The sequence below is a fragment of the Clavibacter sepedonicus genome (assembly GCF_000069225.1).
GTDB lineage: Bacteria > Actinomycetota > Actinomycetes > Actinomycetales > Microbacteriaceae > Clavibacter > Clavibacter sepedonicus.
The window spans coordinates 2215149-2241502 of record NC_010407.1 but is presented as its reverse complement, the minus strand read 5'-3'; the positions used below and the strand labels follow the sequence as shown (position 1 = coordinate 2241502).

Annotated in this window: 29 protein-coding genes and 1 tRNA gene; 19 read left to right on the top strand and 11 right to left on the bottom strand. The window is 73.2% G+C overall.

The genetic code is table 11. The features are described 5' to 3' along the window. The first annotated feature begins 18 nt into the window (after positions 1–18). Complete coding sequence (locus tag CMS_RS10460; protein ID WP_041464619.1) at positions 19–1305, top strand: membrane protein; 1287 nt, start codon at positions 19–21, stop codon at positions 1303–1305. Positions 1306–1347: 42 nt separating this feature from the next. Here CMS_RS10460 and CMS_RS10455 read toward each other — a convergent pair whose 3' ends face one another. Continuing rightward, positions 1348–2097, bottom strand: coding sequence for a hypothetical protein (locus tag CMS_RS10455; protein ID WP_012299426.1), 750 nt, complete (start codon positions 2095–2097; stop codon positions 1348–1350). A gap of 154 nt (positions 2098–2251) precedes the next feature. On the opposite strand from CMS_RS10455, the gene CMS_RS10450 reads away from it, so the two are divergent. Beyond that, a complete protein-coding gene (locus CMS_RS10450; RefSeq protein ID WP_012299425.1) occupies positions 2252–2575 on the top strand; it encodes a helix-turn-helix domain-containing protein in 324 nt (107 codons plus the stop codon). On the opposite strand, the gene CMS_RS10445 is transcribed toward CMS_RS10450, so the two are convergent. From CMS_RS10445 to CMS_RS10430, 4 genes are all read right to left on the bottom strand, one after another. Continuing rightward, entirely contained in the window at positions 2565–2876 is a 312-nt protein-coding gene (locus CMS_RS10445) for a hypothetical protein (protein WP_012299424.1), read from the bottom strand. The two genes, CMS_RS10450 and CMS_RS10445, sit on opposite strands and share 11 nt — an antisense overlap. Before the next feature lie 84 nt (positions 2877–2960). After that, on the bottom strand, positions 2961–3740 hold the full coding sequence (locus tag CMS_RS10440; protein WP_012299423.1) for an ABC transporter ATP-binding protein: 780 nt from the start codon (positions 3738–3740) through the stop codon (positions 2961–2963). Then, the gene (locus CMS_RS10435; RefSeq protein WP_049791923.1) at positions 3740–4558 is read right to left on the bottom strand and encodes an ABC transporter permease; all 819 of its coding nucleotides are present in this window, start codon (positions 4556–4558) and stop codon (positions 3740–3742) included. The genes CMS_RS10440 and CMS_RS10435 overlap by 1 nt, the downstream gene beginning before the upstream one ends. Before the next feature lie 18 nt (positions 4559–4576). Next, positions 4577–5269, bottom strand: a complete 693-nt coding sequence (locus tag CMS_RS10430) for a phosphocholine cytidylyltransferase family protein (RefSeq protein WP_012299421.1) — start codon at positions 5267–5269, stop codon at positions 4577–4579. A gap of 293 nt (positions 5270–5562) precedes the next feature. On the opposite strand from CMS_RS10430, the gene CMS_RS17945 reads away from it, so the two are divergent. The 3 genes from CMS_RS17945 to CMS_RS10415 all read left to right on the top strand — a co-directional run bounded on the left by CMS_RS17945 (position 5563) and on the right by CMS_RS10415 (position 9402). Further along, on the top strand, positions 5563–7506 hold the full coding sequence (locus tag CMS_RS17945; RefSeq protein WP_012299420.1) for an ATP-binding cassette domain-containing protein: 1944 nt from the start codon (positions 5563–5565) through the stop codon (positions 7504–7506). Further along, on the top strand, positions 7482–9053 hold the full coding sequence (locus CMS_RS10420) for a hypothetical protein (protein ID WP_012299419.1): 1572 nt from the start codon (positions 7482–7484) through the stop codon (positions 9051–9053). Before CMS_RS17945 ends, CMS_RS10420 begins: the two co-directional genes overlap by 25 nt. Positions 9054–9114: 61 nt before the next feature. After that, positions 9115–9402, top strand: coding sequence for a DUF3039 domain-containing protein (locus CMS_RS10415; protein WP_012299418.1), 288 nt, complete (start codon positions 9115–9117; stop codon positions 9400–9402). Positions 9403–9451: 49 nt separating this feature from the next. On the opposite strand, the gene CMS_RS10410 is transcribed toward CMS_RS10415, so the two are convergent. Next, positions 9452–10765 (bottom strand): nicotinate phosphoribosyltransferase, encoded by a 1314-nt coding sequence (locus CMS_RS10410; RefSeq protein WP_012299417.1) that lies wholly within the window; start codon positions 10763–10765, stop codon positions 9452–9454. Positions 10766–10855: 90 nt separating this feature from the next. Here CMS_RS10410 and CMS_RS10405 point away from each other — a divergent pair, with 90 nt between their 5' ends. From CMS_RS10405 to CMS_RS10385, 5 genes are all read left to right on the top strand, one after another. Beyond that, positions 10856–12319: a cryptochrome/photolyase family protein gene (locus CMS_RS10405; RefSeq protein WP_012299416.1), complete on the top strand. Its 1464-nt coding sequence runs from the start codon at positions 10856–10858 to the stop codon at positions 12317–12319. Between the two features lie 58 nt (positions 12320–12377). Beyond that, positions 12378–13262: a glutamate racemase gene (murI, locus tag CMS_RS10400; RefSeq protein WP_012299415.1), complete on the top strand. Its 885-nt coding sequence runs from the start codon at positions 12378–12380 to the stop codon at positions 13260–13262. An 8-nt stretch (positions 13263–13270) separates the two neighbouring features. Beyond that, positions 13271–14008: a ribonuclease PH gene (gene rph / locus CMS_RS10395; protein WP_012299414.1), complete on the top strand. Its 738-nt coding sequence runs from the start codon at positions 13271–13273 to the stop codon at positions 14006–14008. A gap of 10 nt (positions 14009–14018) precedes the next feature. After that, positions 14019–14627, top strand: coding sequence for an RdgB/HAM1 family non-canonical purine NTP pyrophosphatase (gene rdgB, locus CMS_RS10390; RefSeq protein WP_041464618.1), 609 nt, complete (start codon positions 14019–14021; stop codon positions 14625–14627). A gap of 90 nt (positions 14628–14717) precedes the next feature. Beyond that, positions 14718–15668 carry a cation diffusion facilitator family transporter gene (locus tag CMS_RS10385; protein ID WP_041464995.1) on the top strand — a complete coding sequence of 317 codons (951 nt, stop codon included), beginning with the start codon at positions 14718–14720 and terminating at the stop codon, positions 15666–15668. Positions 15669–15738: 70 nt separating this feature from the next. Here CMS_RS10385 and CMS_RS10380 read toward each other — a convergent pair whose 3' ends face one another. From CMS_RS10380 to CMS_RS10370, 3 genes are all read right to left on the bottom strand, one after another. Then, positions 15739–16461, bottom strand: a complete 723-nt coding sequence (locus CMS_RS10380) for a DedA family protein (RefSeq protein WP_012299411.1) — start codon at positions 16459–16461, stop codon at positions 15739–15741. Positions 16462–16585: 124 nt separating this feature from the next. Then, on the bottom strand, positions 16586–17509 hold the full coding sequence (locus CMS_RS10375; protein ID WP_012299410.1) for a D-cysteine desulfhydrase family protein: 924 nt from the start codon (positions 17507–17509) through the stop codon (positions 16586–16588). A 60-nt stretch (positions 17510–17569) separates the two neighbouring features. Beyond that, a tRNA-Leu gene (locus tag CMS_RS10370) sits at positions 17570–17654 on the bottom strand. Positions 17655–17686: 32 nt separating this feature from the next. On the opposite strand from CMS_RS10370, the gene xylB reads away from it, so the two are divergent. The 3 genes from xylB to CMS_RS10355 all read left to right on the top strand — a co-directional run bounded on the left by xylB (position 17687) and on the right by CMS_RS10355 (position 21287). Continuing rightward, the gene (gene xylB / locus CMS_RS10365) at positions 17687–19120 is read left to right on the top strand and encodes a xylulokinase (protein WP_012299409.1); all 1434 of its coding nucleotides are present in this window, start codon (positions 17687–17689) and stop codon (positions 19118–19120) included. Between the two features lie 77 nt (positions 19121–19197). After that, the gene (locus CMS_RS10360; protein WP_041464617.1) at positions 19198–20427 is read left to right on the top strand and encodes a CpaF family protein; all 1230 of its coding nucleotides are present in this window, start codon (positions 19198–19200) and stop codon (positions 20425–20427) included. After that, positions 20424–21287 carry a type II secretion system F family protein gene (locus CMS_RS10355; protein ID WP_041464616.1) on the top strand — a complete coding sequence of 288 codons (864 nt, stop codon included), beginning with the start codon at positions 20424–20426 and terminating at the stop codon, positions 21285–21287. The genes CMS_RS10360 and CMS_RS10355 overlap by 4 nt, the downstream gene beginning before the upstream one ends. Here CMS_RS10355 and CMS_RS17940 read toward each other — a convergent pair. Then, complete coding sequence (locus CMS_RS17940) at positions 21230–21946, bottom strand: hypothetical protein (RefSeq protein WP_223842630.1); 717 nt, start codon at positions 21944–21946, stop codon at positions 21230–21232. The genes CMS_RS10355 and CMS_RS17940 overlap by 58 nt on opposite strands. Here CMS_RS17940 and CMS_RS17935 point away from each other — a divergent pair. Genes CMS_RS17935 through CMS_RS10330 form a run of 5 tightly spaced genes read left to right on the top strand, consistent with a single transcriptional unit; the run spans position 21927 to position 23823 of the window. Next, a complete protein-coding gene (locus tag CMS_RS17935) occupies positions 21927–22235 on the top strand; it encodes a type II secretion system F family protein (protein ID WP_223842629.1) in 309 nt (102 codons plus the stop codon). The genes CMS_RS17940 and CMS_RS17935 overlap by 20 nt on opposite strands. A 50-nt stretch (positions 22236–22285) precedes the next feature. Beyond that, positions 22286–22480, top strand: coding sequence for a hypothetical protein (locus CMS_RS10345; RefSeq protein ID WP_012299406.1), 195 nt, complete (start codon positions 22286–22288; stop codon positions 22478–22480). Next, positions 22480–22857 (top strand): TadE/TadG family type IV pilus assembly protein, encoded by a 378-nt coding sequence (locus CMS_RS10340; protein ID WP_041464615.1) that lies wholly within the window; start codon positions 22480–22482, stop codon positions 22855–22857. Before CMS_RS10345 ends, CMS_RS10340 begins: the two co-directional genes overlap by 1 nt. Then, complete coding sequence (locus CMS_RS10335; protein ID WP_012299404.1) at positions 22832–23287, top strand: hypothetical protein; 456 nt, start codon at positions 22832–22834, stop codon at positions 23285–23287. The genes CMS_RS10340 and CMS_RS10335 overlap by 26 nt, the downstream gene beginning before the upstream one ends. Beyond that, positions 23284–23823, top strand: a complete 540-nt coding sequence (locus tag CMS_RS10330; RefSeq protein WP_012299403.1) for a pilus assembly protein TadG-related protein — start codon at positions 23284–23286, stop codon at positions 23821–23823. Before CMS_RS10335 ends, CMS_RS10330 begins: the two co-directional genes overlap by 4 nt. 7 nt (positions 23824–23830) lie before the next feature. Here the strand turns inward: CMS_RS10330 and CMS_RS10325 are convergent, their stop codons facing one another. Next, a complete protein-coding gene (locus CMS_RS10325; RefSeq protein ID WP_012299402.1) occupies positions 23831–25135 on the bottom strand; it encodes an MFS transporter in 1305 nt (434 codons plus the stop codon). Positions 25136–25210: 75 nt separating this feature from the next. Here CMS_RS10325 and prfB point away from each other — a divergent pair, with 75 nt between their 5' ends. Next, positions 25211–26314, top strand: coding sequence for a peptide chain release factor 2 (gene prfB / locus CMS_RS10320; RefSeq protein WP_012299401.1), 1104 nt, complete (start codon positions 25211–25213; stop codon positions 26312–26314). Positions 26315–26354: the final 40 nt, after the last annotated feature.

Sequence of the window (26354 nt, the reverse complement as noted above, 5' to 3'; positions counted from 1 at the left end):
GCTGGCTACGGTGGATGCATGGGTCTCCTGAACGACGCTCGCCTCGGCGTGCGCGCTGTCCGCTCGCTGGTCCGCCAGCGCCGGGCGCGCGGGACCCTGCAGCGCAAGCTCGCGGTCCGCGCCCCCTCGCCCCGGGGCGAGTACCGCATCGCCGTGTACTTCGCCGACTCGGCCGTGAACATGTACCAGATCCGCCAGTGGTACCGGCCGCTCGTGGAGCTGGCGCGCACGCATCCGGTCGTCATCCTCAGCCGCCACCCGGGCGGGGCCAACGCGCTCCTCGACGAGAGCCCCCTCCCGGTGGAGTACGTGCGTCGGGTCGCCGACCTCGAGCAGGTCATCGCGGAGCAGGACATCCGCATCGTCCTCTACGTCAACCAGAACACCCGGAACTTCCAGATGATGCGGTACGGGCGCCGCTGGCACGTCTTCGTCAACCACGGCGAGTCCGACAAGATGTACATGACGACCAACCAGTTCAAGGCGTACGACTACAGCCTCATCGCGGGCGATGCCGCTCGCGCCCGGCTCGGCAAGGTCCTCTGGGACTACGACCTCGACCGCCGCGCGATCCCCATCGGCCGGCCGCAGGCGGACCACTACTCCGGCGAGCTGCCCTACGCGCCCGACGACCGCACGGTCGTGCTGTACGCCCCCACCTGGGAGGGGGACCGCGCCGCCGCCGCGTACGGTTCCATCGCCACGCACGGGGTGCCGCTCGTCCGGGACCTCATCGTGACCGGGCGGCATCGGATCGTCTACCGACCGCACCCGCGGTCGGGCGTCGTCGATCCCGAGTACGCGCGCGCGAACCGCGAGATCGCCACCATGCTCGAGCGGGCCAACGCGCAGGATCCCTCGGCGCAGCACGTCGTCGACCGGTCACGCGAGCTCGCCTGGCAGCTGTCCGCCGCGGACCTCGCCATCGTCGACATCTCGGCCATGGTCTACGACCGGCTCGCGGCCGGGCGCCCGCTCCTCGTGACGCGCCCCGTGCGCCCCGAGGCGCAGATCGACACCGACGGGTACCTGTCCGACTGCGAGTGGCTGACCGCGGACGACGCGCGCGACATCGTCACCCGGCTGGACGCGCTGCAGCAGGACGCGGCGGCCGACCGCCGGCTCGCGGCGTGGGTCCGCCACTACTTCGGCGACACCTCTCCCGGGGCCGCTACAGCCCGATTCCACGAGGCGATCGAGCACCTCATGGGGGAGTGGGAGCGGCATGCGGCGTTGCACGCACGGGACGGCGACGTGGTCCCGCCGTCCGACGACCCGGTCGACGACGAGGACGAAGAGGCCTGAGCCCTTCGCGGCCGCGACGTCCGACCGCCGCGCGGAGGGCCGTCAGCCCTTGGCGGCCTTCTTCTCGGCGACGCGGATCACGCGCGGCTTCCGCTCCGGCACCGCGAGCTCGTCGGGGAATCCGGCGGGGGCGGGGCCGAAGGCCTGACGGGAGCTCGCGACGATCTTGCTGCCCAGCATGCGGTTGCCCGCACCCCCGATCACGGCGCCGATGCCGAACGGGACGGCCCGGCCGATGGCGCTCGCGCTCTGGTTCACGACGAAGCGCTTGATGAAGGCGCGCTTGATGCGGTCGGCGATGGGGCCGATGGCGAACGACGGCAGGCCCGAGGTGATGGCCCGGCCCCAGTTGGCGTTCCGGTCGACGGGCTGGCCGGAGAACTGGCCCGTGAACTGCTGGATGACCTGCGCGCCCGGGGCGCCGAGCATCATCGTCATCACGAGCGCCCGGGCGCGGGCCGGATCCTCGACGGTGATGCCGTGCACCTCCGTGATGGACTGCGCGAACAGGGCGCTCGCCTCGAGGAAGCCGGCCGTCTCCACGCCCGTGAGCGCGAGGGACACGCCGGTGCCGACGCCGGGGATGACGGCGTTCGCTCCCACGGCGGCACCACCCGCGGTGACGGCGGCCAGGAAGCGCTTCTCGAGGATCGCGATGATGCGGTCGGGTGACGCCTCGGGGTGCCGGGCCCGGATCGAGCGGATGTGGGCGAGCACGACGGGGCGCTGCACGGACAGGAGACGATCGATGCCGGTGGCCACGGTCGGGTCGAGCTCGGAGGCGTCCTTCATGCTCCGAGCCTACGCGGGGTGCCTCCGCCGTTCGTCCCCCTCGTCGTCCTCCGGATGCAAACGCGCGATCGGGCCTATCCGCTGAGGTGCGGGCACATGCGCATGGGGCGTCGGGACTCTGGTCATTCCTCCATGTGGCGGATAGGCATGTGACATGGTCACCACCGTCTCCGACGCCGCCGCCGAGTTCGGGTCCCGCGTGCGCGAGCAGCGCCAGCGCATCGGCATCAGCCAGGAGACGCTCGCGGAGCTCTCCGGCATCCACTGGACCGCCCTCGGCAAGATCGAGCGCGGCCAGCGGAACCCGAGCCTGCGCAACATCATCAAGATCGCGAGCGGCCTTGACGTGGATGCGGGGCTGCTGGTGACGGGCCTCACGGCGGACATGCTCCCGCAGGACGACGGGGACTCGCCCGCCGAGCTGATCCGCCTGGAGCGCGAGCGCGACCGGCGCGGGACCACGCCCGTCAGAAGCTGACCCGCCACAGGTACTCGCCTCCGTCCGGCCGGAACCAGCGCACCACGAGGATCGTGTCGAGCGCCAGGTCGTCTCCGCGGATGGTGGTGGACAGGCGCTCTCCGGGACGCACGGTGACGGGAGCGCGCGACAGCATGGTGCCGGACCCGAGCAGGTGCAGCGAGATGGCGTGCAGCACCTCGTCGCCGACGTTGACCAGCGCGAAGCGCGGCCGCTCGAGCGTGCGGTCGAAGTGCCACGGCACGCGGTACGCGGGCTCGGGGTCGGGACGGGTGGGCAGGGGAGGGACCGGTCGCAGCATGCGTGCACGGTAGGCGCGGCGTGCGACGTGCGTGGCCGCGGGCCTGTGGAAGGGCGGGGTTGGGGAGGAGGGGAGCGACTCGCCTCAGGAACCGCTCGAGTCCGGCGGGTTGTGGTCGGCGTTGTAGGCGTCCATGACCTGGTCCATGGGGCCGTCGAGCACGAGGGCGCCCTTGTCGAGGTACAGGCCGCGCGTGCAGAAGCGGCGGAGGTCGCGCTCGTTGTGCGAGACGAAGAAGAGCGTGCGCCCCTCCGCGAGCATCTCCTCGATCCGGTGGTAGCACTTCTCCCGGAAGGCCCGGTCGCCCACGGCGAGCACCTCGTCCACGAGGAGCACCGGCTCGTCGAGCCGCGAGATCACGGCGAACGCGATCCTCACCTTCATGCCGCTGGACAGGTGCTTGTAGGGGGTGTCGACGAAGTCCGGGATCTCGGCGAAGGCGATGATCTCGTCGAACCGCGCGTCGATCTCCGCCTTGGACATGCCGTGGAGACCCGCCGTGAGGTAGATGTTGTCGCGCACCGTCAGGTCGTTGACGAAGCCGCCCGTGATCTCGATGAGCGGTGCGACGCCGGCATGGACGCCGATCGACCCCTCGTCGGCGATGAGCACCTCGGCGACGAGCTTGAGGAGCGTCGACTTCCCCTGGCCGTTCCTGCCGACCACGCCGATCGCCTCGCCCGCCCGCACCTCGAAGGAGACGTGGCGCAGCGCCCAGAACTCGCCCGGACGGGCGCGGCGCGCCGATCCGGCGAAGAGGTCCTTGAAGCTCCGTCTGGCTTTGCGGTTGCGACGGAAGCGGATGCCCGCGTCCTCGACCGCGAGGACGGTCCGGTCGGTCGGCTCCGGGTGCGACGCGCCCATCAGATCTCCTTCAGCACGGCGGGCAGGGAGCGCCGGAAGACCAGCGAGCCGACGAGCACCAGCACCGCGGAGATGGCCGCGCTCACCCCGACCGCGTACCAGTCGAGCTCGGAGGGGAAGAACGCCGCGCGGTAGAGGCCGAAGATGCCGGTGAGGGGGTTGAGCGCGGCCCAGGGGTGCAGGTCGGCGGGCAGGTCGCTCGACGAGTAGACGATGGGGGAGGCGTAGAAGAGGAAGCGCAGCACGAGCTTCACGGCGCGCTCGAGGTCGCGGAAGAACACGACGAGCGGCGCGACGATCAGCCCGATGCCGAGGAGCAGCGCCGCCTGGATGAGCACGGCGAGCGGCAACAGCAGCACAAGTACGTCGAGTCGGGCGCCCGCGACGATCGCGAAGACGGCCAGGACCGGGAGGCTCGCGACGAACTCGAAGCCCTTCGCGAGCACGAGCCGGAGCACCCAGATGCTGCGCGGGATCCGCGTGGAGCGGACGAGCTTGGCCTGCGAGCTGAACGCCCTGGTGAAGTCGCTCGTCGCGCCCGTGAACCACATCCAGGGGAGGAGCGCCGCGAGCAGGAAGACGATGTACGGCTCCTCGCCGACGTCGCGCGAGAACACGACGGTGAAGACGAACCAGTAGATGCCCGACATGACCAGCGGGTCGAGGATCGACCAGAACCAGCCGAGCGCGCTCGTGGAGTAGCGGACCTTCAGGTCTCGCGTCGTGAGGAGCCAGAGCGACCGGCGGTAGCGGGCGACGGGGGTGCGGGATGCGCGACCGGGGCTGGCGGCATCGCGCACGACGGGGATCCTCTGCATCAGCATCCCCGAGGCGGTCTAGACGAAGAGGTTGGCCCTCTCGAGGTCCTCTGCGAAGTCGACCTCGACCGCGTACAGGTCGGAGATGTCTACCGGTTCGACGAGCAGGGAGTCCTGCTCGATCGCCAACTCTATTCCACGCTCGAAGTAGTCCTGGTCGGCGACCCGGGCCAGCTGGCGGATGAGGACGGGCTTGTCGGCCGTGGAGACGTAGTTGATGCCGACGGCCTCGCCGAGGCCGCCCTTCACCGTCTTGGACAGCTCGCGGATGAAGCCCTCGGGGCTGGTCGTGTACTTGACCTCCTCGTCGGAGACGCGGGAGGTGTTGACCGTGACGAACGACTGGTCGCGGGCGATCATCGCGGCGGCGCGGCGGAGGATCATCGGGTCGAAGACGACGTCGCCGTTCATCCAGAGGACGCCGCCGGGTGCCGAGGCGCGCAGTGCGCGGAGCAGGCTCTTCGACGTGTTCGTCTGGTCGTACTGCTCGTTGTAGATGTAGTCGGCGTCCGGGAAAGCGTCGATGATGTGGTCGAGCTTGTAGCCGACCACGATGCTGACCCGGGCGTCGTCGCCGAGGCCGAAGCGGATGTTGTCGAACTGCTGGCCCATGATGGTGCGGCCGTCGCTCAGCTCGGTGAGGGGCTTGGGGAGGCTGCGTCCGAGTCGGCTGCCCATGCCAGCCGCCAGGATGACTACCTGCGTCGTCATGTGTTCTCCGTTCCATGCGGGGTGTCGAGCCCGACCAGCGGCCCTCGGGCACCGAGGGTTCGCCGGGACTTCACTCGCGGGTTTCCTGTTCGACACGCCGTCATGTCTCCCCTATCGTAGGCCGCAGGTGGGGAAATAGGCGGGATCCAGGGTGGGGTCGTGTCCCTTTCGTGATGTGGACGGCCTCCGACCGCGGTCCCGTCCCGCCCTCCTCCGCCGTCGACCCGACCTCGTGCGCGGACCTCCGAGGACGCCGCACCGGGCACGGAGGACCGCCTTGCTAACGTGGGGCCGTGACCGACGCCCCCGACGAGACGACCCCCACCGACGCCACGTCCGACTCCTCCGCGGAGCCCCGGGATCACACGGATCGCGCTGCATCGCTCCCCGCCGAGGAGCCGCTGGCAGACGCCGCCCCTGCCGAGCCCGAGGCCACGGGCACGGTCGCCGAGGCCGCCCCGCCGCGACCGCCGCGCCCCGGTCAGCGCGTCCCGCGTCGTGCCACCGCGCCGTCGCCGCGGACCGCGCCCGCCGTCATCGTGGCGCCGACGCCGCCCCGGGTGAAGCCGACCTCCGTGGTCGCGCCCGTGTCGCGGTCGACCGCCGCGGCAGCCGAGGGCGATGGGGGCAGCGCGGCCACGACGTCACGTCCTCCACGCGTCCGGCGGCGCACCCGCGTGCAGCGTGCGGCGGGGAGCGCCGAGGTCGCCCCGGGCGCCGGGAGCGGCACGGCACCGGGCCCGGTCGATGACGAGACGGCGGCGGGCTCCACCGCGGGCTCGGCTGCGACTCCCGTCAAGGATCCGGATGCGGCGCCCCAGGACGGTCCCGAGGCCACGCGGCCGGACCGCGACGGTCTGACGGAGCTCAGCAGCATGTTCACGGACGCTGATCCGCAGCCCGCTGTCGAGCCCGTGCACGCCGTCGTGGAGCAGCACGTCGCCCCGCCGGACGACGACGCGGCACCGGATCCCGCGGATCGACCGCGTGCGTCCCCGCCGGCTGCCGAGGCGGACGTCCCCGCGGACGTCGAGGCGACGGATCCGGAGCGGGTGGCTCACGAGGACGTCGATGAGCCGGAGCCGGACGTGGAAGCGTCCACCGAGGCCGAGCGCGAGCCCGACCTCATGATCGAGCCGGCCTCCAGTCCCGTCGACCTGCCCGATGCCCAGCAGGACGTCGTCGCGGAGGACGAGCCCGAGGCGGATTCCGCGCCGGAGCCGGAGGCGGAGCCCGCCGTCGAGGCGGATCCCCTCGCGGCGTCCGAGCCGGTCGTCGGGGTCGTCACCGCGACCGCGTCCGTCGCGGACGACGACGAGCCGGCACCCGGTCCGGATCCCGAGCCCGCCCGCACCGTGACCGTCCGCACCGACAGCCTCACCGCGCCGCGCTCGACCCGGCCCGGCCTCGCGGGCGTCGCCGAGACCGCCCTCACGCCGTCCGTGCGCGGCGACCGCGCCGCCGCTCCGGAGCTCGGGGACGACGTCCTCGTCATCGACGGCCTGACCAAACGCTTCGACGAGAAGGTCGCCGTCGACGACATCGCGCTCACCGTCCGCGCCGGCTCCTTCTACGGCATCGTCGGCCCGAACGGCGCGGGCAAGACGACGACCATGTCCATGGTCACGGGTCTCCTCCGGCCCGACGCGGGCACCGTCACCGTCAACGGGATCGACGTCTGGGCCGACCCGCTCACCGCGAAGCGGAGCATCGGCGTGCTGCCGGACCGACTCCGGCTCTTCGACCGCCTCACCGGTGCCCAGCTGCTGCACTACTCGGGCGCCCTGCGGGGGCTCGACGACGCGGAGATCCGCAGCCGCTCGGCCGACCTGATCGCCGCATTCGGGCTCGAGGACGCCGTCGGACGGCTCGTCACCGACTACTCGGCGGGCATGACCAAGAAGGTCGCGCTGGCCTGCGCCATGATCCACTCGCCGCGCATGCTCGTCCTCGACGAGCCGTTCGAGTCGGTCGACCCGGTGTCGGCGGCGAACGTGGTCGAGATCCTGCAGGACTACGTGGCGCACGGCGGCACGGTCGTGCTGTCGAGCCACGGCATGGACTTCATCCAGCGCATCTGCGACCACGTCGCGATCATCGTCAACGGCCGTGTGCTCGCCGCGGGCACCATGGACGAGGTCCGCGCGGGCCGCTCGCTGGAGGAGCGCTTCGTGGCGCTGGCCGGCGGTCGACGCACGGCGGAGGGGTTCTCGTGGTTGCACTCGTTCTCCGACTGAGGCTCGCCCTCCTCGCCAACGCCTTCCGCCGCAGCCCCTGGCAGGTCCTCGGGCTGGTCGCGGCCGGCGTCTACGGGCTCCTCGTCACGGTGCTCGCCGTCGGCGCGCTCGCGGGTCTCCGCGACGCGGACGTCGCATCCGCGCGGGACGTCGTCGTGGCAGGTGGCGCGCTCGTCGTCCTGGGGTGCCTCGTCGTGCCGCTCGTGCTCGGCAGCCAGGACGCCATGGATCCGCGCCGGTTCGCGCCGTACGGCATCGAGCCCCGGCGACTCGCCGTGGCGCTGGCCGCCGCCGCCGCCGTCAGCGTCCCGGGAGCGGTCCTCGTGGTCGTGGCGCTGACCACCGTGGTCACCTGGGCCCGCGACCCGCTCACGGCCCTCGTCGCCGTGGTCTCCACCTGCGCCGCGGTCGTCACGTGCGTGCTCGTCGCCCGGATCAGCACCGTCCTCTCCTTCGTGCTGCTCAGCACGCGGCGGGCGCGCGAGGCGACCGGCCTCGGAGCCGGCCTCGTCGCCGTGCTCCTCGTGCCCGCGGTCATCGCGCTCGCGCAGGCCGACCTCCTCGACGACGGGCTCCGTCCCGTGCGCGGCGTGCTGGGTGCCATCGCCTGGACCCCGCTCGGCGCGGCCTGGTCCGCTCCCGCGGCAGCCGTCGCCGGCGACGGCGGTGCGGCCGCGGGGATGCTGCTCGTGGCCGTCGCCTCCGCCGCGCTCCTGGCGCTCGCCTGGATCCGCCTGGTGCCGTGGGCCCTCACGGCACCCGACCGCGCCGGCGGCGGTCGCGTGCAGGACGGCCTCGGCTGGTTCGGCCGCTTCGGCGCCACGCCCGCGGGCGCGGTGGCCGCACGGAGCGTCACCTACTGGATCCGCGACCCGCGGTACCGGGCCACGCTCGTGCTGATCCCCGTGCTCCCGCTCGTGCTCCTCATCCCGCTCGTGATCGTGGACGTGGACGCGCACGTCCTCGCCCTCGTGCCCCTGCCGGTGATGGCGCTGTTCCTCGGCTGGAGCGCGCACAACGACACCGCGCACGACCACACCGCAGTCTGGCTGCACGTCGTCTCGGGCATCCGCGGCGTCGCGGACCGCGTCGGCCGCCTCGTGCCGGTCCTCGCGATCGGCGTCCCGCTCGTCGCGATCGGCGCGCCGCTCAGCGCGCTCGGCTTCGGCGACGCATCGGTCCTGCCCTCCGTCATCGGGGTCAGCGGCGGCGTACTGCTCGTCGGCATGGGGCTCGCCTCGCTCTTCTCCGCGCGGTTCCCCTATCCCGCGTCGCGGCCCGGGGACAGCCCGTTCCACGCGCCGCAGAGCGTGAGCGCCGGCGGATCCACGGTGCCCACGCTCTCCTTCCTCGCGACGGTCGTCCTCGCCCTCCCGTCCGCCTGGCTCGGTTGGATGGGGCTCGTCCACGGGGGCGCGTACCCGATCTGGTCGCTCGTTGTGGGGCTGGGCATCGGCATCGTGACGCTCGTCGCGGGCGTCGCCGGCGGCGGACGGGTGTTCGAGCGGCGCGGCCCCGAGCTGCTGGCGTTCGCGCAGCGCCACTGAGGACCGTGACGGACGCCAGCCGGCCGCCGGTTCCCGCGCGCGGGAAAAGTAGACTGGGCGCATGGTCATCCTCAGCATCGAACAGGCCCCCGGCCGGCCCGCGCAGGGCGGCGGCACCGACACCCTCGACCGCGAGCTCGAGGAGCTCCTCGAGCAGGAGACGATCGAGCCGGGGGATCACGAGCGCTTCTCGCACTACGTGAAGAAGGACAAGATCCTCGAGTCCGCGATCAGCGGCAAGCCCGTGAAGGCGCTCTGCGGTAAGAAGTGGCTGCCCGGGCGCGACCCGGAGAAGTTCCCGGTCTGCCCCGACTGCAAGCGCATCTACGAGAACATGAAGCCCGAGTAGAAGCCCGTCCGCGGCGCCTCGCGCAGTGCCGTCCGGGGTGCCGTCCGCATCAGGCCGGGGCGCCCTCCTCGGTCGGGATCGCCGGGTCGCCGGCGCGCAGCCGGAAGGCCTGGGCGGGCAGGTCGCGCACGACGCGGGCGTGGTGCTCGCGCGCAACGGCCGTGCCCTCGCGGCCCAGCCAGCGCGGATCGGGCTCGCCCGCCTCCGCCAGCGTGACGACGAGGTCGCGGTCGCCGGGGAGCGGGGCCGGGTGCGGCCCGACGGTGACGAGCTCACTCGTCGCGACCCCCTGCGCGTCGTGCCGTCGCCGCGCGCCCTTGAGCCCGCCGCGGCTCTGCTTGCCCGTCGACCGCTTCGCGACGGACACCCACTCGCCGCCGCCCGCATCGCGGTGGGCGACGAGCTTGAAGACCATGCCGGCCGCGGGGGCGCCGGATCCGGTGACGAGCGAGGTCCCGACCCCGTACGAGTCCACGGGGGAGGCGGCGAGGCCGGCGATGCCGTGCTCGTCGAGGTCGTTGGTGACCGTGATCCGCGTGCCCGTCGCGCCCAGCGCGTCGAGCTGCGCGCGCACCTCGCCGACGAGCACCGGGAGGTCGCCCGAGTCGAGGCGCACGGCGCCGAGGCCGGTGCCGGCGACGCGGACCGCGGTGTCCACGCCCTGCCGCACGTCGTAGGTGTCCACGAGCAGCGTGGTGCCCGCGCCGAGGGCCTCCACCTGGGCCCGGAACGCCTGCTCCTCGGTGTCGTGCAGGAGCGTGAACGAGTGCGCGGCCGTGCCCATGGTCGGGACGCCCCAGGTGCGGCCGGCCTCGAGGTTCGAGGTGGCGCTGAAGCCCGCGATGAAGGCGGCGCGTGCCGCGGCGACCGCCGACCGCTCGCCCGTGCGGCGGGATCCCATCTCGGCGAGCGGGCGCCCGCCGGCGACCTGCACCATGCGCGCGGCGGCGCTCGCGACCGCGGAGTCGTAGTTGAGGACGCTGAGCACCAGGGTCTCGAGGATCACGCCGTCGGCGAACGGCGCCTCGACCGTGAGGAGCGGCGAACCCGGGAAGTAGACCTCGCCCTCGCGGTAGCCCGTGATGCGACCGCGGAACCGGTAGTCGGCGAGCCAGGCGAGCGCCTCCTCGCCGACGACGCGCTCCGTGCGCAGGTACTCGAGCTCGGCGTCGCCGAAGCGGAAGTCGCGGATCAGCTCGAGGAGCCGGCCCGTGCCCGCGACCACGCCGAACCGCCGGCCGCTCGGCAGCCGCCGGGCGAAGCACTCGAAGACGCACTCGCGGTCGTGGGTGCCCGCCTTGAGCGCTGCGTCGAGCATCGTGAGCTCGTACCGGTCGGTGAGGAGGGAGGTCGCCTGGTGCACGGGGACAGCCTAGGGCGGCGTCCGGCGGGCGGGCCGTCCGCATCGCGCACGGACCGGGCCGCTGTCGGTGGTCCGGCCTAGGTTCGTGCCATGGAGCGCACACGATGGATCCTCGCCGACCAGCTGGGCGACCACTTCGACGACGGCGGGCCGATGCTGCTCATCGAGTCGCGGGGCCTGCTCGCCCGACGGCCGTACCACCGGGCCAAGGCGCACCTCATCCTGTCGGGCATCCGCCACCGCGCCCGCGCGCTGGGCGACCGGGTCGAGTTCCACCAGGTGGACCACTACCGGGAGGTCGTCGAGGGCCGGAACGACCTCGAGGTCATCGACCCCACCTCCCGCGGTCTCCGGCGCCTCGTCGCGGAGATCGGGGCGCACGTGCTGCCGAGCCGCGGCTTCGTCACCAGCGAGCAGGAGTTCGCGGAGTGGATGGCGGGCCGCACCTCGAACCGCCTCGTCATGGAGGACTTCTACCGGTGGTCGCGCGCCCGCACGGGCATCCTCATGGACGGCGACGTGCCCGTAGGCGGCCGCTGGAACTACGACCACGACAACCGCGAGCCGCCGCCGAAGGGCGCGACGAGCCTCGGCCTGCCCGAGCCGTGGTGGCCCGAGGAGGACGAGATCGACCAGGAGGTCCGGGCCGACCTCGACGAGTGGGAGCGGAAGGGGCTCGTGCGGTTCGTGGGGGAGGACGGCCCGCGGCGCTTCGCCGTCACGCCCGAGGAGGGGCGCCTCGCGCTCGACGACTTCGTGGCCAGCCGCCTCAACGACTTCGGCCCGTTCGAGGACGCGTCGCTCGCGGGGGACTGGACCATGGCGCACTCGCTGCTGAGCGCCACCATGAACATGGGGGTGCTGGATCCCGCGGACGTCATCGAGCGCATCGTCGCGGAGCACGCCGCAGGCCACGCGCCCATCCAGAGCGTCGAGGGCATCGTGCGGCAGATCATGGGCTGGCGCGACTACGTGTGGCACCTCTACTGGGCGTTCGAGGACGACTACACCTCGCAGAACCGGCTCGACGCGCACCGCGGCGTGCCCACCGCGCTGCAGGAGCTCGACGCGTCCGGCATCGAGGCGGCGTGCCTCTCCCATGTCGTCGACAAGGTCCGCACGCACGGGTGGGCGCACCACATCGAGCGGCTCATGATCCTCGGCAACCTCGCGCTCCAGCGCGGCTACGACCCGGCCGCCATGAACGACTGGTTCATCGACTCCTTCGTCGACGGCACGCCGTGGGTCATGCCGGCGAACGTCGTCGGCATGGCGCTGCACGCGGACGGCGGGCGCATGGCGACGAAGCCCTACGCGGGAGGCGGTGCGTACATCGACCGCATGTCCGACCACTGCGGGGGCTGCCCGTTCGACCCGAAGGTGCGGGTCGGCCCGACCGCCTGCCCGTACACGGCCGGCTACTGGTGGTTCCTCGACCGCAACCAGGAGCGGCTCCGCGGCAACGCGCGGATGGCCCAGCCGCTCGCCGGGCTGCGCCGGCTGAAGGACCTGCCGGAGCTCGTCGCCCAGGAGGATGCGCGGCGGTCGCTGTGACGGGGGTCGCGAGCCGTACGGCGGCAGGGGCCGACGAGCCCGCCGGTAGGCTAGGCGGATGAGCGACGCGCCGATCGGGATCTTCGACTCCGGCGTCGGCGGCCTCACCGTGGCCCGTGCGGTCGCCGCGCTCCTGCCGCGCGAGTCGATCATCTACATCGGCGACACGGCGCACACGCCCTACGGCGACAAGCCCATCGCGGACGTCCGCCGCTACGCGCTCGCGGTCCTCGACGACCTCGTCGAGCGCGGCGTCAAGATGCTCGTCATCGCGTGCAACACGGCGTCAGCGGCCATGCTCCGCGACGCCCGCGAGCGCTACGACATCCCCGTGGTCGAGGTGATCCAGCCGGCCGTGCGCACCGCCGTCAGCGTCACCCGCAACCACCGGGTGGGCGTCATCGCCACGCACGCCACCGTCACGAGCCGCGCCTACGACGACGCGTTCGCCGCGGCCCCGCACCTGGCGCTCACCTCCGCGGAAGCGCCGGACTTCGTCGGCTTCGTCGAGCGCGGCGAGACCTCCGGGCCCGAGCTCATGTCCGCCGCCGAGGGGTACCTCGCGCCCCTCCGCGCGGCGGGCGTCGACACGCTCGTGCTCGGCTGCACCCACTACCCGTTCCTCGAGGGCGCCATCTCGCTGATCATGGGACCCGACGTCACCCTCGTCTCGAGCGACACCGAGACCGCCAAGGACGTGTACCGCGAGCTGGTGTCGGCCGGCCTCGAGCGCCGCTCCGACGCCCCGCCCGTGATCCGGTACGAGGCTACCGGCGGCAGCGCCTCCGACTTCGAGACGCTCGCGCATCGCATGCTCGGCTCCGGCGTCACGCACGTCGAGCTCGTCGAGACCGGCGCCATCACCCTTCCCCGCCGACCGCGACCGGACGCGGCGACGCCTCCGGACGCGGACGGCACCCCATCCACCCCCGACCCGAGCTGAGGCCGCACATGACCGACGACACCCCCCGCCACGACGGCCGTACCGCCGACCAGCTGCGCGAGATCACGATCGAGCGGGACTGGAGCGAGCAGGCCGAGGGATCCGCCCTCATCTCCTTCGGCCGCACCCGCGTCCTCTGCACCGCGTCCTTCACGAACCGCGTGCCGCGCTGGAAGGCGGGCAGCGGCCAGGGCTGGGTCACCGCCGAGTACGCGATGCTGCCGCGCGCCACGAACGAGCGCATGGACCGCGAGGCCGTCAAGGGCAAGGTCGGCGGACGCACGCACGAGATCTCCCGTCTCATCGGCCGCAGCCTCCGCGCCGTCGTCGACATGAAGGCGCTCGGCGAGAACACCGTCGTCATCGACTGCGACGTGCTGCAGGCCGACGGCGGCACGCGCACCGCGGCGATCACGGGCGCGTACGTCGCCCTCGCCGACGCGCTCGAGTGGGGCCGCGAGAGGAAGTTCATCGCGCAGCGCGCCACGCCGCTCAAGGACAGCGTCGCCGCGGTCTCCGTCGGGATCGTCGACGGGAAGCCGCTGCTCGACCTCGCCTACGTCGAGGACGTGCGCGCGGAGACCGACATGAACGTCGTGATGACGGGCAGCGGGTCGTTCGTGGAGGTCCAGGGCACCGCCGAGGGCGCGCCCTTCGACCGCGCGGAGCTGGACGCCCTGCTCGACCTGGCGCTCGGCGGCGGCACCACGCTCACCGCGCTGCAGGCGCAGGCGCTCGGTCGCTGAGGTACCGGCCGTGATCCCGCTCGTCCTCGCCACGCACAACGCCCACAAGGTCGAGGAGCTGCGCCGGATCCTCGGTGCGCGCCTCGACGGCATCGACCTCGTCGCCTACGACGGGTCGGAGCCAGTGGAGGACGGCACGACCTTCGAGGAGAACGCGCTCATCAAGGCCCGTGCCGCCGCGCTGCACACGGGGCACGCGACGCTGGCCGACGACTCGGGAATCGGCGTCGACATCCTGGGCGGATCGCCCGGGATCTTCTCGGCGCGCTGGTCGGGGCCCGCGCGCGACAGCCGCGCGAACCTCGAGCTCCTGCTCTGGCAGCTGGGCGACGTGCCGGACGCCCACCGCGGCGCGCGCTTCACGTGCGCCGCAGCCATCGTCGTCCCCACCGCCGACGGCCTCGTCGAGCGCACCGCCCTCGGTGTGTGGGAGGGATCCGTGCTGCGCGAGGTGGCGGGGGAGGGCGGCTTCGGCTACGACCCGATCTTCCGTCCGGCCACCGGCGGCGCGAGCGCGGCGGCGCTCAGTGCGGACGAGAAGAACCGCGTCAGCCACCGAGCGCTGGCGTTCGACGCGATCATGCCCGTCGTCCGCCGGGAGCTCCTCGGCGAGGGCTGACGGCACCTCCTCACCCTCATGAGATCGGGAGTCGTTCCCGACTGCGCTCCTGGCTGGATCCGCATGACGGCGGGCCCGTACGGTGGACGCATGGCTCCCGGATCGCACGACCACGGCGCGGCCACGACCGACCGACGGCGTCTCGTGATCGCGATCGCGATCACCGCCACGGTCCTCGTGATCGCGATCGCGATCACCGCCACGGTCCTCGTGGTCGAGGTCGTCGGAGCGCTCGTCTCCGGCTCGCTCGCGCTCCTCGCCGACGCCGGCCACATGACGAGCGACCTCCTGGGCCTCGGCATCGCCCTGGTCGCCACCATCGTCGCCGCGCGTCCCGCGACCGACCGGCACACCTTCGGCTTCCAGCGCGGCGAGGTCCTCGGCGCGCTCGTGAACGGGCTGATCCTCGCGGGCGTCGCCGTCTACGTGGCCGTGCAGGGCGTCCAGCGGCTGCTCGCCCCGCAGGGCCCCGAGGTGGACCCCGGCGTCATGCTGATGGCCGCGGGCATCGGTCTCGTCGCCAACGTCGCCGCGCTGGTCGTGCTGCGCGGGGGAGCGGGCAGCTCGATCAACATGCGCGGCGCCTACCTCGAGGTGCTCGGCGACGCCTTCGGCTCCGTCGCGACCATCGCCGCGGGCGTCGTGATCCTGGTGACCGGCTTCGGCCGTGCGGACGCCATCGCATCGCTCGTCATCGCGGCGCTCATCGTGCCGCGCGCGGTCGTGCTGCTGCGGGACGTCGTGCGCGTGCTGAACGAGTCGACGCCCGTGGGCACCGAGCCCGAGCGGATCCGCGCGCACCTGCTCGAGACGCCCGGCGTCACGGCCGTGCACGACGTGCACGTGTGGGCCATCACATCCGGTTCCCCCGTCTTCACCGCCCACGTCGTCGTGGAGCAGGAGGTGTTCCGCGACGGGCGAACGGGTGAACTCCTCGACCTGCTGGCCGGCTGCCTGGACGACCACTTCGACGTCGAGCACAGCACGTTCCAGCTGGAGCCCGAGGAGCACGCCGGGCACGAGCACCGGCACCACGTCTGACCCGACCGGATGCCGCGCCGCGTATCAGCGCGCGGCCGCGGATCAGCGGGCGGGCGCGGAGCGGAGCCCGTCAGCGCCGCGGGTCGTTCGAGGGGTCCTGGTCGAACTCCTCGGGGGTGAGCGCGAGGTCCTCGCCGCTCGGCAGGACGCCGGCCGCGTCGTGCGCGTGCTTCCGTGCGCGGAGGAAGTGGATCGCCGCGGGCACGACGGTGATGAATACGGCCCCGAGCAGGACGTAGTCGATGTAGTGCGTGACGAAGTCGCGGATGGGCGGGAAGCCGTTGAGCAGGTGACCGAGGAAGGTGAGGCCCGCGCCCCAGAGGAGCGCGCCGATTGCGTTGTAGAAGGAGTACTTGCGGTAGTCCATGTGGCCGACGCCCGCGGCGATCGGCGCGAACGTGCGGACGATGGGCACGAAGCGCGCCGCGATGACCGCCAGCCCGCCGAAGCGCGCGAAGAACGCGTTGGTGCGCACGACGTTCTGGCGGCTGAAGATCCCGGAGTCCTTGCGCTCGAAGACCTTCGGTCCGGCCTTGTGGCCGATGAGGTAGCCGACCTCGCCGCCCGCGAACGCGGAGAAGGCGATCGCGAGGCAGACCCACCAGATGTCGATGCCGGTGATCCCGGGGAGGGTCAGTCCGGCGATGACGAGGAGCGTGTCGCCGGGGAAGAGGAACCCGAAGAGCAGTCCCGTCTCGGCGAAGATGATGAGGCAGATCCCGATGAGGGCGAATCCCCCGAACGACTCGATGAGGGTCGTCGAGTCGAGGAAGTCGAAGAGCTGGGGATGCACGTGGGGCTCCAGTCGTGATGGGTCGCGACGTGAGCGGAGCGACCTGTGGCAGAGCACAGGATATCGGGAGCGGCCGTCCGCCGGCCGAGACCCGGACACCCCCGGTCGAGGGACCTGGCGCGGGTCAGGCGCCGAGGTCGGCGTGGCCGAAGAGCCCCGGGACGCCGCCCGAGTGCCAGAGGACGACGCGGTCGTCCGCTCCGATGGACCCGTCGCCCACCGCGGCCGCCAGCCCCGCCGCCGCGCGGGCCGTGTAGGTGGGGTCGAGGAGGATCCCCGTCGTCCTCGCCACGAGCACGAGCGCTTCCCGGGCCTCGTCGGTGAGGTGGGCGTAGCCGGGGCCGACCCGGTCCGCGTCGATGCGCAAGGCAGCCGCCTCGATCCCCGTCCCGCGCTCCGTCAGGAACCCCGCCACCACGGCGCGCGGCTCGGCGACGGCGCCGCAGTGCACGCCGAGGACGCGCTCGGGGCCGAGCGCCTCGACGAGCCCGGCCATCGTGCCGCCGGAGCCGAGGGCGACGACCACGTGGTCGACCGCACCGACCTGCGCCGTGAGCTCGTGCCCCGCGTCGACGAAGCCCTGCACGGAGTGCGCGTCGGATCCGCCGAACGCCACGCGGTGCACGCGCGTGCCCGCACCCTCCAGCTCGGCCACGACGGACGCGGCGCGCGACTCCGCGCCCTCGTCGCCCGACCACTCGATGCGCGCGCCGAACAGCCCGTCGAGCAGCACGTTGCCGCGCGCGGCGACCTCGTGGCCCTCGAGCACCAGGACGACGTCGAGGCCGAGGGACGCGCCCGCCGCCGCCGTCATCCGCGCGTGGTTGCTCTGCGCAGCCCCTGTGGTGACCACGGTGGTGGCCCCGCGCGCGACGGCCCGGCCGAGCGAGTGCTCGAGCTTCCTGGCCTTGTTCCCGCCGCCGCCCCAGCCGATGAGGTCGTCGCGCTTCATCAGGAGCCGCTCGGGGTGCAGGCCGAGCGCCTCCGCGAGGCGGGGGACCGGGTGCACGGGGGTGGGGTCGGTCCAGAGGCGGATGCGTTCGTCCACGGGAGCTCCTCGCTGCGGGTCGGAGCGTCGCGGCGAGGAGGCCGTGGCGGGCCCCGTCGCTGGTGCGGGAGAAGGGACTTGAACCCTCACGCTCGAAAGCACAGGAACCTAAATCCTGCGTGTCTACCGATTCCACCACTCCCGCGGGTGCCCGACCAGCTTAGGACGCCCCCTAATATGTTGATCGTGACAACGAAGACACTCGTAGCAGGCATCGACTCCTCCACGCAGAGCTGCAAGGTGGTCGTCCGCGACCTCGACACGGGCGCGCTCGTGCGCTCCGGCCGCGCGTCCCACCCCGACGGGACGGAGGTGGATCCTGAACGCTGGTGGGATGCGCTGCTCGCCGCCATCGCCGACGCGGGCGGCCTCGACGACGTGGCCGCGATCTCGGTGGGCGGCCAGCAGCACGGCATGGTCTGCCTCGACGAGTCTGGCGCGGTCGTCCGCGATGCGCTCCTCTGGAACGACACCCGATCCGCCCAGGCCGCCGCCGACCTCCGCGACGAGCTCGGTGCGGACGCCTGGGCGAGCGCCACGGGCGTCGTCCCGGTCGCGTCCTTCACCGCCACCAAGCTCCGCTGGCTCCGCGACGCCGAGCCCGAGAACGCGGCCCGCGTCGCCGCCGTCGCCCTCCCGCACGACTGGCTGAACTGGCGCCTCCTCGGCCACGGCGCCGGATCCCCGGACCTCGCCGCCCTCTCCACCGACCGCTCCGACGCGAGCGGCACCGCGTACTGGTCGAGCGTCACGGGGGAGTACCGCCTCGACCTGCTGGAGCGCGCGCTCGGCCGCGTCGTCGGCCTGCCGCGCGTGCTCGGCCCCGGCGAGTCCGCCGGTGTCACCGGCGACGGCATCCCCGGCGTCCCGGCCGGCATCCCGGTCGGTCCCGGCGCGGGCGACAACGCGGCCGCCGCGCTCGGGCTCGGCGCGGTGCCGGGCGACGTGGTCGTCTCCATCGGCACGTCGGGCACGGTCTTCGCCGTCACGGCGGATCCCATCACCGACGCCACCGGCACGGTCGCCGGCTTCGCGGACGCCACGGGCAACTTCCTCCCGCTCATCGCCACCCTCAACGCCGCGCGCGTGCTCGACGGCGGCGCGCGCCTCCTCGGCGTCGACCACGCACGCCTCTCCGAGCTCGCGCTCGAGGCCCCCGCGGGATCCGACGGCCTCGTGCTCCTGCCCTACTTCGAGGGCGAGCGCACGCCGAACCTCCCCGACGCGACCGCGTCGCTCCACGGCATGACCCTCCGCAACAGCACGCCGGCGACCATGGCCCGTGCGCACGTCGAGGGCATGCTGTGCGGCCTGGCCGACGGCCTCGACGCGATCACGCGCCAGGGCGTCGAGGTGGAGCGCGTGCTCCTCATCGGCGGCGGGGCGAAGAACCGCGCCGTTCGCGAGATCGCGCCGACCATCTTCGGCGTCCCGATCCACGTGCCGGACGCGGGCGAGTTCGTCGCCGACGGCGCCGCGAAGCAGGCCGCGTGGATCCTCACGGGCAGCGTCCCCGAGTGGCCCCTGGCGGGCGACGAGGTCTTCGACGCGCCGGGCGTGCCCGCGGTGCGCGAGGCCTATGCGGCGGCGAAGGCGGAGCTGGGGTACTGAGCGTGCCGGGCCGCCGCTGACGCGTCGGCCTGTGGACGGCCCCGACGGGATCCGCCCCTGATCAGCATCCTGAGCGGGTGCAGACGCGGACTCCCCTCGACACCATCGCCGGACGCGTGCGCGAGCGCCTGCGGGACGACGGGGCGGCGGCCGATCCCGCGGGCACCGCGGCTGTGGTGCGCGAGGAGGTCCGGCGGTTCGCGGAGCAGGCGCTCGGATCCGACTCCCGGCTCCTCGACGACGAGGCGGCCACCGAGCGGCAGGTGCTCGCGCGCATCACGGGCTTCGGGGCCCTGCAGCCCCTCCTCGACGACGACTCGATCGAGGAGATCTGGATCAACGCGCCGACCCGCGTCTTCGTCGCGCGGGCCGGCGTCGCCGAGCTGACGCCGCTCGTCCTCACCGACGCGGAGGTGCGCGACCTCGTCGAGCGGATGCTGCAGTCGTCCGGGCGGCGGGTCGACCTGTCGACGCCGTTCGTGGACGCGTCGCTGCCCGACGGGTCGCGGCTGCACGTGGTGATCCCCGACGTCACGCGCCGCCACTGGGCCGTCAACATCCGGAAGTTCTCGCGGCGCATCCGCGACTTCGACCACCTCGTGGCCCTCGGCAGCCTGCCGCTGCAGGCCGCCGAGTTCCTGCGCATGAGCGTGCGGGCGGGCCTGTCCATCGTCGTGAGCGGAGCGACGCACACGGGCAAGACCACGATGATCGACGCCCTCCTGTCCGCGGCCCGCGCGTCCGACCGCATCGTGACGGTCGAGGAGACCTTCGAGCTGGACCCGGCGGGACGCGACGTCGTGGCCATGCAGTGCCGGCAGCCGAGCCTCGAGGGCTCGGGCGAGATCACGCTGCGTCGCCTCATCAAGGAGGCGCTGCGGATGCGGCCCGACCGGCTCGTGGTCGGCGAGGTGCGCGAGGCGGAGTGCCTCGACCTCCTCATCGCGCTCAACTCGGGCGTGCCGGGCATGTGCTCCATCCACGCGAACAGCGCGCGCGAGGCACTCGTCAAGCTGTGCACGCTGCCGCTGCTGGCCGGCCGCAACATCGACTCCGCGTTCGTCGTGCCGACCGTCGCGACCTCGGTCGACCTCGTCGTGCACCTCGAGGTGCTGCCGTCCGGTGCCCGGCGGGTGGTCGACATCCTCGCGCCCGGGGGTAGACACGCGGGCATGGTCATCGAGGCGAGCTCCGTGTTCGCGCTGGAGGACGGGATCCTCACGTCCACCGGCGGGCAGCCCGCGCACCTGGCGAAGTACCGCGCCGCCGGGCTCGACCCGCTGCGGATCCTGGTGGGGGCGCCGTGAGCGTCGCCCTCGGGCTCGCGCTCGGCGCGGGCCTCGTGCTCCTGATCTCGCCGCGCCTGTGGCCCGCGTCCCCCGACGGGTCGACGCGATCACGCGGGCTGACCGCGTCCGTGCACGACCGCCTCACCCACGCGGGGCTGGCCCGGGTCTCCGTGAGCTCGTTCCTCGCCGTCTCCGCGCTGGTCGGGCTTGCGGCGGGCGTGCTCGTGGAAGCGCTCCTCCGCGTGGACGGCGCCGCGCTCGCGGCCGCGGCCACCGGCCTGCTGCTGCCGTGGGCGGTCGTGGGCGCGCGATCCGCGTCCCGTCGCCGTGCCCATCGGGAGGTGTGGCCCGACGTGGTCGACCACCTCGTGAGCGCGGTCCGCGCGGGCATGGGGCTCCCGGACGCGGTGGCGTCGCTCGCCGTCGCGGGCCCCGTCGTGCTGCGGCCCGCCTTCCGGGAGTTCGCGTCCGTCCACCGGACGACGGGCAGCTTCGCCGTGGCGCTCGACGAGCTCAAGGAGCAGCTGGCGGATCCGACAGCAGACCGCATCCTGGAGACGCTGCGCATGGCGCGCGAGGTGGGCGGCACGCAGCTGCCGGACGTTCTCCGCGGGCTGGCGCGGTTCCTCCGGGACGAGGCCGCCATCCGGAGCGAGGCGGAGGCCCGGCAGTCGTGGGTCGTGAACGCGGCCAAGCTCGGCGTCGCGGCCCCGTGGATCATCCTCGCGCTCCTGTCCACCCGGTCGGAGGCGGTCGCCGCGTACGACACCGCCGCGGGCACCGTCGTGATCGTCGTCGGGCTCGTCGTGTCCGCCGTCGCCTACCGGCTGATGCTCGCGCTCGGGCGGCTCCCGGAGGACCGGAGGTGGTTCGCGTGACGGGGATCGAGTCCTGGGGCGCCGTCCTCGGACTCGTCGCGGGCGTGGGGCTCTGGACGATGATGGGCGCGGTTCCCCGGTTCCGTCGGGCCCGCCTGCTCGACCGCGTCGCCCCGCACGTCCTCGACGTCTCCGAGGGCGCGCGTCGGCACCTCGCCCTCACCACCGTCCACCCGCTGCCCGTGCTCGGCACGCTCGGCGCCCCGGCGGTGATCCCCCTGCGGCGTGGCCTCGCTCGCGTGCTCGGCGGCACCGAGCGGATCGAGCGGCTGCTCGGCCAGTCCGGTTCGACCGACGACGTCGAGCGGCACCGGTCGCGCCAGCTCGTCGGCCTCGTCCTCGGGACCGCCGCGGGCATCGTGATCGCCGCCCTGGCCGGAGGCGCCGCCGTCGTGGCGGGCGGGCTGCCGCAGACGCAGCTGGTCGCCGTGCCCGTCGTCGCGGCTGTCGCCGAGCTGGTCGCGTGCGACACCGCGCTCGAACGACGTGCGAAGCGCCGGATCGCGCGCATCCAGGCGGAGCTGCCGACCGTGCTGGAGTTCCTGGCGCTCAGCCTCGCCGCGGGGGAGGGCCTGCTCGACGCCCTCCGCCGCGTGGCCCGCGTCGGGTCCGGCGAGCTCGCGGGGGAGCTGGGGGCGGGTGGTCGCCGACGTCGGCACTGGGATCCCCGTCACCCGCGCCTTCGACGACCTGGCGCGACGCCTCGCCATGCCCGCGGTGTCCCGCCTCGTCGACCAGCTCGCCGGATCCCTCGAGCGCGGCACCCCGCTGGCCGAGGTGCTCCGCGCGCAGGCCCAGGACGCGCGCGAGGTCGCCAAGCGCGAGCTCCTCGAGAGCGCCGGCCGCAAGGAGGTGGGGATGCTCGTGCCGCTGGTGTTCCTCATCCTCCCGTTGACCATCGTCTTCGCCCTGTTCCCCGGTGTCTTCGTCCTGCAGCTCGGGCTGTAGGCGGACGCCGACGACCCATCCCGAATCCGACAACGACCGAGAGGCACGACATGACCGACGAACGAGGCGCTCTGGGCGCCGATGCCGCACCCGGCAGCCCGTGGGATGACGACCGCGGCGACGTGCCCGGCTGGGTGCTCATCACGCTGATGACGGCCGGACTCGTCATCATCCTGTGGGGCGTCGCCGGACCGCTGCTGCAGAACGTCTTCACCCAGGCCATCGACCGGGTCACATCGTTCTGATGCGCGACGACCGCGGCTCGGCACCCGCCGAGTTCGTCATGGTCGGCGCCCTCCTCGTCGTCCTCGCCCTCTCGGTGGTGCAGCTCGCGCTGGCGCTCCACGTGCGGACGACCGTGCTCGACGCGGCCGCCGAGGGTGCGCGCACGGCCGCGCTCGCCGGGGCCACCCGCGCCGACGGCATCGAGCGAACACGCGAGCTGATCACGACGGCCGTGGGGCCGCGCTATGCGGAGGACGTCACCGCGGGCACGGGCACCGTGCTCGGTCACGCGGTCGTCAGCGTCACAGTCCGGACGACGCTGCCCCTCGTCGGCCTCCTGGGCGTCGACCGCGGGCTGGAGGTGACGGGCCATGCGGCCGTGGAGCGCCTGGGGTGACGACCGCGGCTCGGCGGCGCTGGAGTTCATCACCGCGGGCGTGCTCCTCCTCGTCCCGCTCGTCTACCTCGTCATCGCCCTGTCGGCGATCCAGGGGGCGGCGCTCGGCACGGAGGGCGCGGCGCGACAGGCGGCCCGCGTGTACGTGCGCGCGGACGACGACGCGGCCGGTCGCCGGGAGGCGCGGTCGGCCGTCGAGGTCGCGCTCGCCGACCAGGGGATCGCACCCGACGGCATCGCCCTCGACATCACGTGCACGCCGGATCCGGGGCGCTGCCACTCCCCGCGGTCGCTCGTGCACGTGTCCGTGCGCGTCGCCGCCGAGCTGCCGCTCGCGCCACCGGTCGCCGGTCCGGACGCGCCCGGATCGGTCGCTGTCCACGGCGACGCGGACGAGCGCGTGTCGGTCTTCGCACGAGGAGGACGGTGAGCGGCGGGCGGCCGTGGCCGCGTCGCGGGCGCGCATCGATCGTCCGCGCGGGCGCGCACGAGGACGACGGCTCGATCCTGCCGCTCGTGATCGCGTCCTGCGCGCTGGGTCTCGCGGTGATCCTCATGGTGTCCGCGGCGTCCTCGCTCTACCTCGAGCGCGTGCGCCTCTTCTCGCTGGCGGACGCGGCGGCGCTGGCGGGCGCCGAGTCCTTCGACGTGGACGGCGACGGCGCTGCGGCGATCGCGGTCGACGACGACGGCGTCGCCCTGCCGCCCCTCACGGACGCCGGTGTCGCCTCCACGGTCGCCGCCTTCCTCGCCGACGAGCCGACCGCGGGCATCCACGACCTCCATGTCGACGGTGCCACGGCGCCGGACGGCCGCAGCGCGCGCGTCACGCTGTCGGCCACGTGGATCCCGCCCGTGGCGTCGCTGTTCGCCCCCGACGGCGTGCGCATCGACGTCACGAGCACGGCCCGCAGCGTGCTGGTCGGGCCGGGCGCCGCGCCCGTCGGGCCTGGGGGAGGCGGGTGAGGGGACCTCAGGCGGTCGGGCGCGGCTTGCTCGGCGCGTACCTCGGCACGTACCGCACGAGGATCCCGGCGCCGATGAGCCCGAGCACGCCCATCACGCCGCTGGCGACGGCGAGGGACGCGGCGGAGGTGAGCGCGGCGATGAGGAGCGGGGACGCGGCGCTGCCGGCGTCGCCCGTGAAGCGCCAGGCACCGAGGAAGGGTGCCGGGTCCTCGCGCGGGGCGAGGTCGGCGCCGAGGGTCATGAGGATCCCCGAGCCCACGCCGTTGGCGACCGACATGAACATGGCCACTCCGATGAACCACTGCACGTTCGACGGCAGGTCCGGCGTCAGCGCGAGCACGAGGTAACCGGCGCCGAGCCCGACCATCGACGGCACGGCGCTCCAGAGGCGGCCGAAGCGGTCCATGATCTGGCCGCTCGCGTAGAAGAGGGCGAAGTCCACGCCGCCCGCGATGCCGATGATGAGCGCCGTGTTCGCGTCCGAGATGCCGATGCTGACGGCCCAGAGGGGGAGGAGCACGCCGCGGCCCGCGCGCATCGCGCCGATGAGGGCGGCACCGGACCCGAGCTTGACGAGCACGCCCTTGAACCGCCAGAGGGTGCGGCCGAGGCCGGCCGACTCGCGGGCCGGGGGAGCGGTGCCCGCCGCGGCGGCGACCGACTCGTCGTCCTGCGGCTCGCCCGCGGTCGCTGCCGCGGCGCTCTGCAGGTCCGCGCGGTTGCGGCGCACGACGTCCATGGGGTCGGGCAGCACGAGCAGCGTGACGGCGGCGGCGAGGCACGCGACGATGTGGATCAGGAACGCCGACTGCGACGTGCCCGTCAGGTGGATCACGCCGGCCGCGAGGAACGGCCCCACGAAGTACCCGGCGCGGAACGTCCCGCCGAGCGTCGACAGGGCGCGGGCCCGGTAGGCCTGCGGCACGAAGCTCGTCATGAACGCGTGCCGGGCGAGCGCGAAGACGGCGGTGGAGACGCCGATGAGGAAGACGCCCACGCCGAGCACGAGCGGGTTCGGCGCGAGGAGGCACAGCACCAGGCCGCCGATGGAGACGAAGGCCGCGCCGATCATGGCGGTCCGCTCGCCGATGCGGCTCACCACGGATCCGCTCGGGATGTCGCCGACGAGCTCGCCGAGCATGATCATGCCGCCGATGAACGCGGCGATCGCCAGCGAGGCGCCGAGGCTGCCCGCGACGATGGGGATGATCGGGATGATCGCCCCCTCGCCGATGGAGAAGAGGAGCGCGGGGAGCAGCGCCGGGAGCGCCACCGCGCGGAGGGAGAAGGGGGCATCGGGGGTCGACATCGCCCCCGAGCCTACGCGCGGGCCGGCCCTGGCCCGGACGCCGCCGACGGGCCTGGCGGTAGGCTGGGCGGCACCATGATCGACCAGGACTTCTCTTCGCGGATCACAGAATTGCGCGACACCTACTCCAACATCCGCTCGGTGATCGGCGTCGAGCGCCTGCAGCAGGAGGTCGAGGAGCTGAGTGCCCAGGCGGGCGAGCCGGACCTCTGGGACGACACCGAGAAGGCCCAGAAGGTCACGAGCGACCTGAGCCACCGCCAGTCCGAGCTCAAGCGCATCGACGAGCTGCAGCGCCGCCTCGACGACCTCGACGTGCTCGTCGAGATGGCCAAGGACGACGAGGAGTCCGCCGAGGAGGCGGTCGTCGAGCTCGCCGGCATCACGAAGATCATGGACGAGCTCGAGGTGCAGACGCTCCTCAACGGCGAGTTCGACCCGCGCCCCGCGGTCGTCACCATCCGGGCGGGCGCCGGCGGCGTCGACGCGGCCGACTTCGCCGAGATGCTCATGCGCATGTACCTGCGCTGGGCCGAGCAGCACGACTACTCCGCCACCGTGCTCGACACGTCCTACGCGGAGGAGGCGGGCATCAAGTCGGCGACCTTCGAGATCGACGCGCCGTACGCATTCGGCACGCTCTCCGTCGAGGCGGGCACCCACCGGCTCGTGCGCATGAGCCCCTTCAACTCCGCAGGCAAACGCCAAACCTCGTTCGCCGCCGTCGAGGTCGTGCCGCTCATCGAGCAGACCGAGTCGATCGAGATCCCCGAGAACGACATGCGGGTCGACGTCTTCCGCTCGTCCGGCCCCGGCGGCCAGTCCGTCAACACGACGGACTCCGCGGTGCGCATCACCCACCTGCCGACCGGCATCGTCGTCACCTGCCAGAACGAGAAGAGCCAGATCCAGAACCGCGCCGCAGCCCTCCGGGTGCTGCAGTCGCGCCTGCTGCTCGTGCAGCGCGAGCAGGAGGCGGCCACCAAGAAGGAGCTCGCGGGCAACATCACGGCGAGCTGGGGCGACCAGATGCGCAGCTACGTGCTCGCGCCGTACCAGATGGTGAAGGACCTCCGCACGGAGCACGAGGTCAACAACCCGTCCAACGTGTTCGACGGCGACCTCGACGGCTTCATCTCCGCGGGGATCCGCTGGCGCAAGTCCCCCGACCGCGCCTGAGAGAGTCCGGAGGACCGCTCGCCGCGGTGAGTCGATGCGG

Coding starts and splice junctions, on each gene's coding strand:
- CMS_RS10440 (WP_012299423.1), bottom strand. CDS start 3,740: ATGGGCGCGTCGCACCCGGAGCCGACCGACCGGACCGTCCTCGCGGTC.
- CMS_RS10325 (WP_012299402.1), bottom strand. CDS start 25,135: ATGTCGACCCCCGATGCCCCCTTCTCCCTCCGCGCGGTGGCGCTCCCG.
- CMS_RS10340 (WP_041464615.1), top strand. CDS start 22,480: ATGCGCGACGACCGCGGCTCGGCACCCGCCGAGTTCGTCATGGTCGGC.
- CMS_RS10415 (WP_012299418.1), top strand. CDS start 9,115: ATGGTCATCCTCAGCATCGAACAGGCCCCCGGCCGGCCCGCGCAGGGC.
- CMS_RS10435 (WP_049791923.1), bottom strand. CDS start 4,558: ATGCAGAGGATCCCCGTCGTGCGCGATGCCGCCAGCCCCGGTCGCGCA.
- murI (WP_012299415.1), top strand. CDS start 12,378: ATGAGCGACGCGCCGATCGGGATCTTCGACTCCGGCGTCGGCGGCCTC.
- CMS_RS10445 (WP_012299424.1), bottom strand. CDS start 2,876: ATGCTGCGACCGGTCCCTCCCCTGCCCACCCGTCCCGACCCCGAGCCC.
- CMS_RS10335 (WP_012299404.1), top strand. CDS start 22,832: ATGCGGCCGTGGAGCGCCTGGGGTGACGACCGCGGCTCGGCGGCGCTG.
- CMS_RS10345 (WP_012299406.1), top strand. CDS start 22,286: ATGACCGACGAACGAGGCGCTCTGGGCGCCGATGCCGCACCCGGCAGC.
- rph (WP_012299414.1), top strand. CDS start 13,271: ATGACCGACGACACCCCCCGCCACGACGGCCGTACCGCCGACCAGCTG.
- CMS_RS10455 (WP_012299426.1), bottom strand. CDS start 2,097: ATGAAGGACGCCTCCGAGCTCGACCCGACCGTGGCCACCGGCATCGAT.
- xylB (WP_012299409.1), top strand. CDS start 17,687: ATGTTGATCGTGACAACGAAGACACTCGTAGCAGGCATCGACTCCTCC.
- CMS_RS10385 (WP_041464995.1), top strand. CDS start 14,718: ATGGCTCCCGGATCGCACGACCACGGCGCGGCCACGACCGACCGACGG.
- CMS_RS10450 (WP_012299425.1), top strand. CDS start 2,252: ATGGTCACCACCGTCTCCGACGCCGCCGCCGAGTTCGGGTCCCGCGTG.
- CMS_RS10430 (WP_012299421.1), bottom strand. CDS start 5,269: ATGACGACGCAGGTAGTCATCCTGGCGGCTGGCATGGGCAGCCGACTC.
- CMS_RS10460 (WP_041464619.1), top strand. CDS start 19: ATGGGTCTCCTGAACGACGCTCGCCTCGGCGTGCGCGCTGTCCGCTCG.
- CMS_RS10405 (WP_012299416.1), top strand. CDS start 10,856: ATGGAGCGCACACGATGGATCCTCGCCGACCAGCTGGGCGACCACTTC.
- prfB (WP_012299401.1), top strand. CDS start 25,211: ATGATCGACCAGGACTTCTCTTCGCGGATCACAGAATTGCGCGACACC.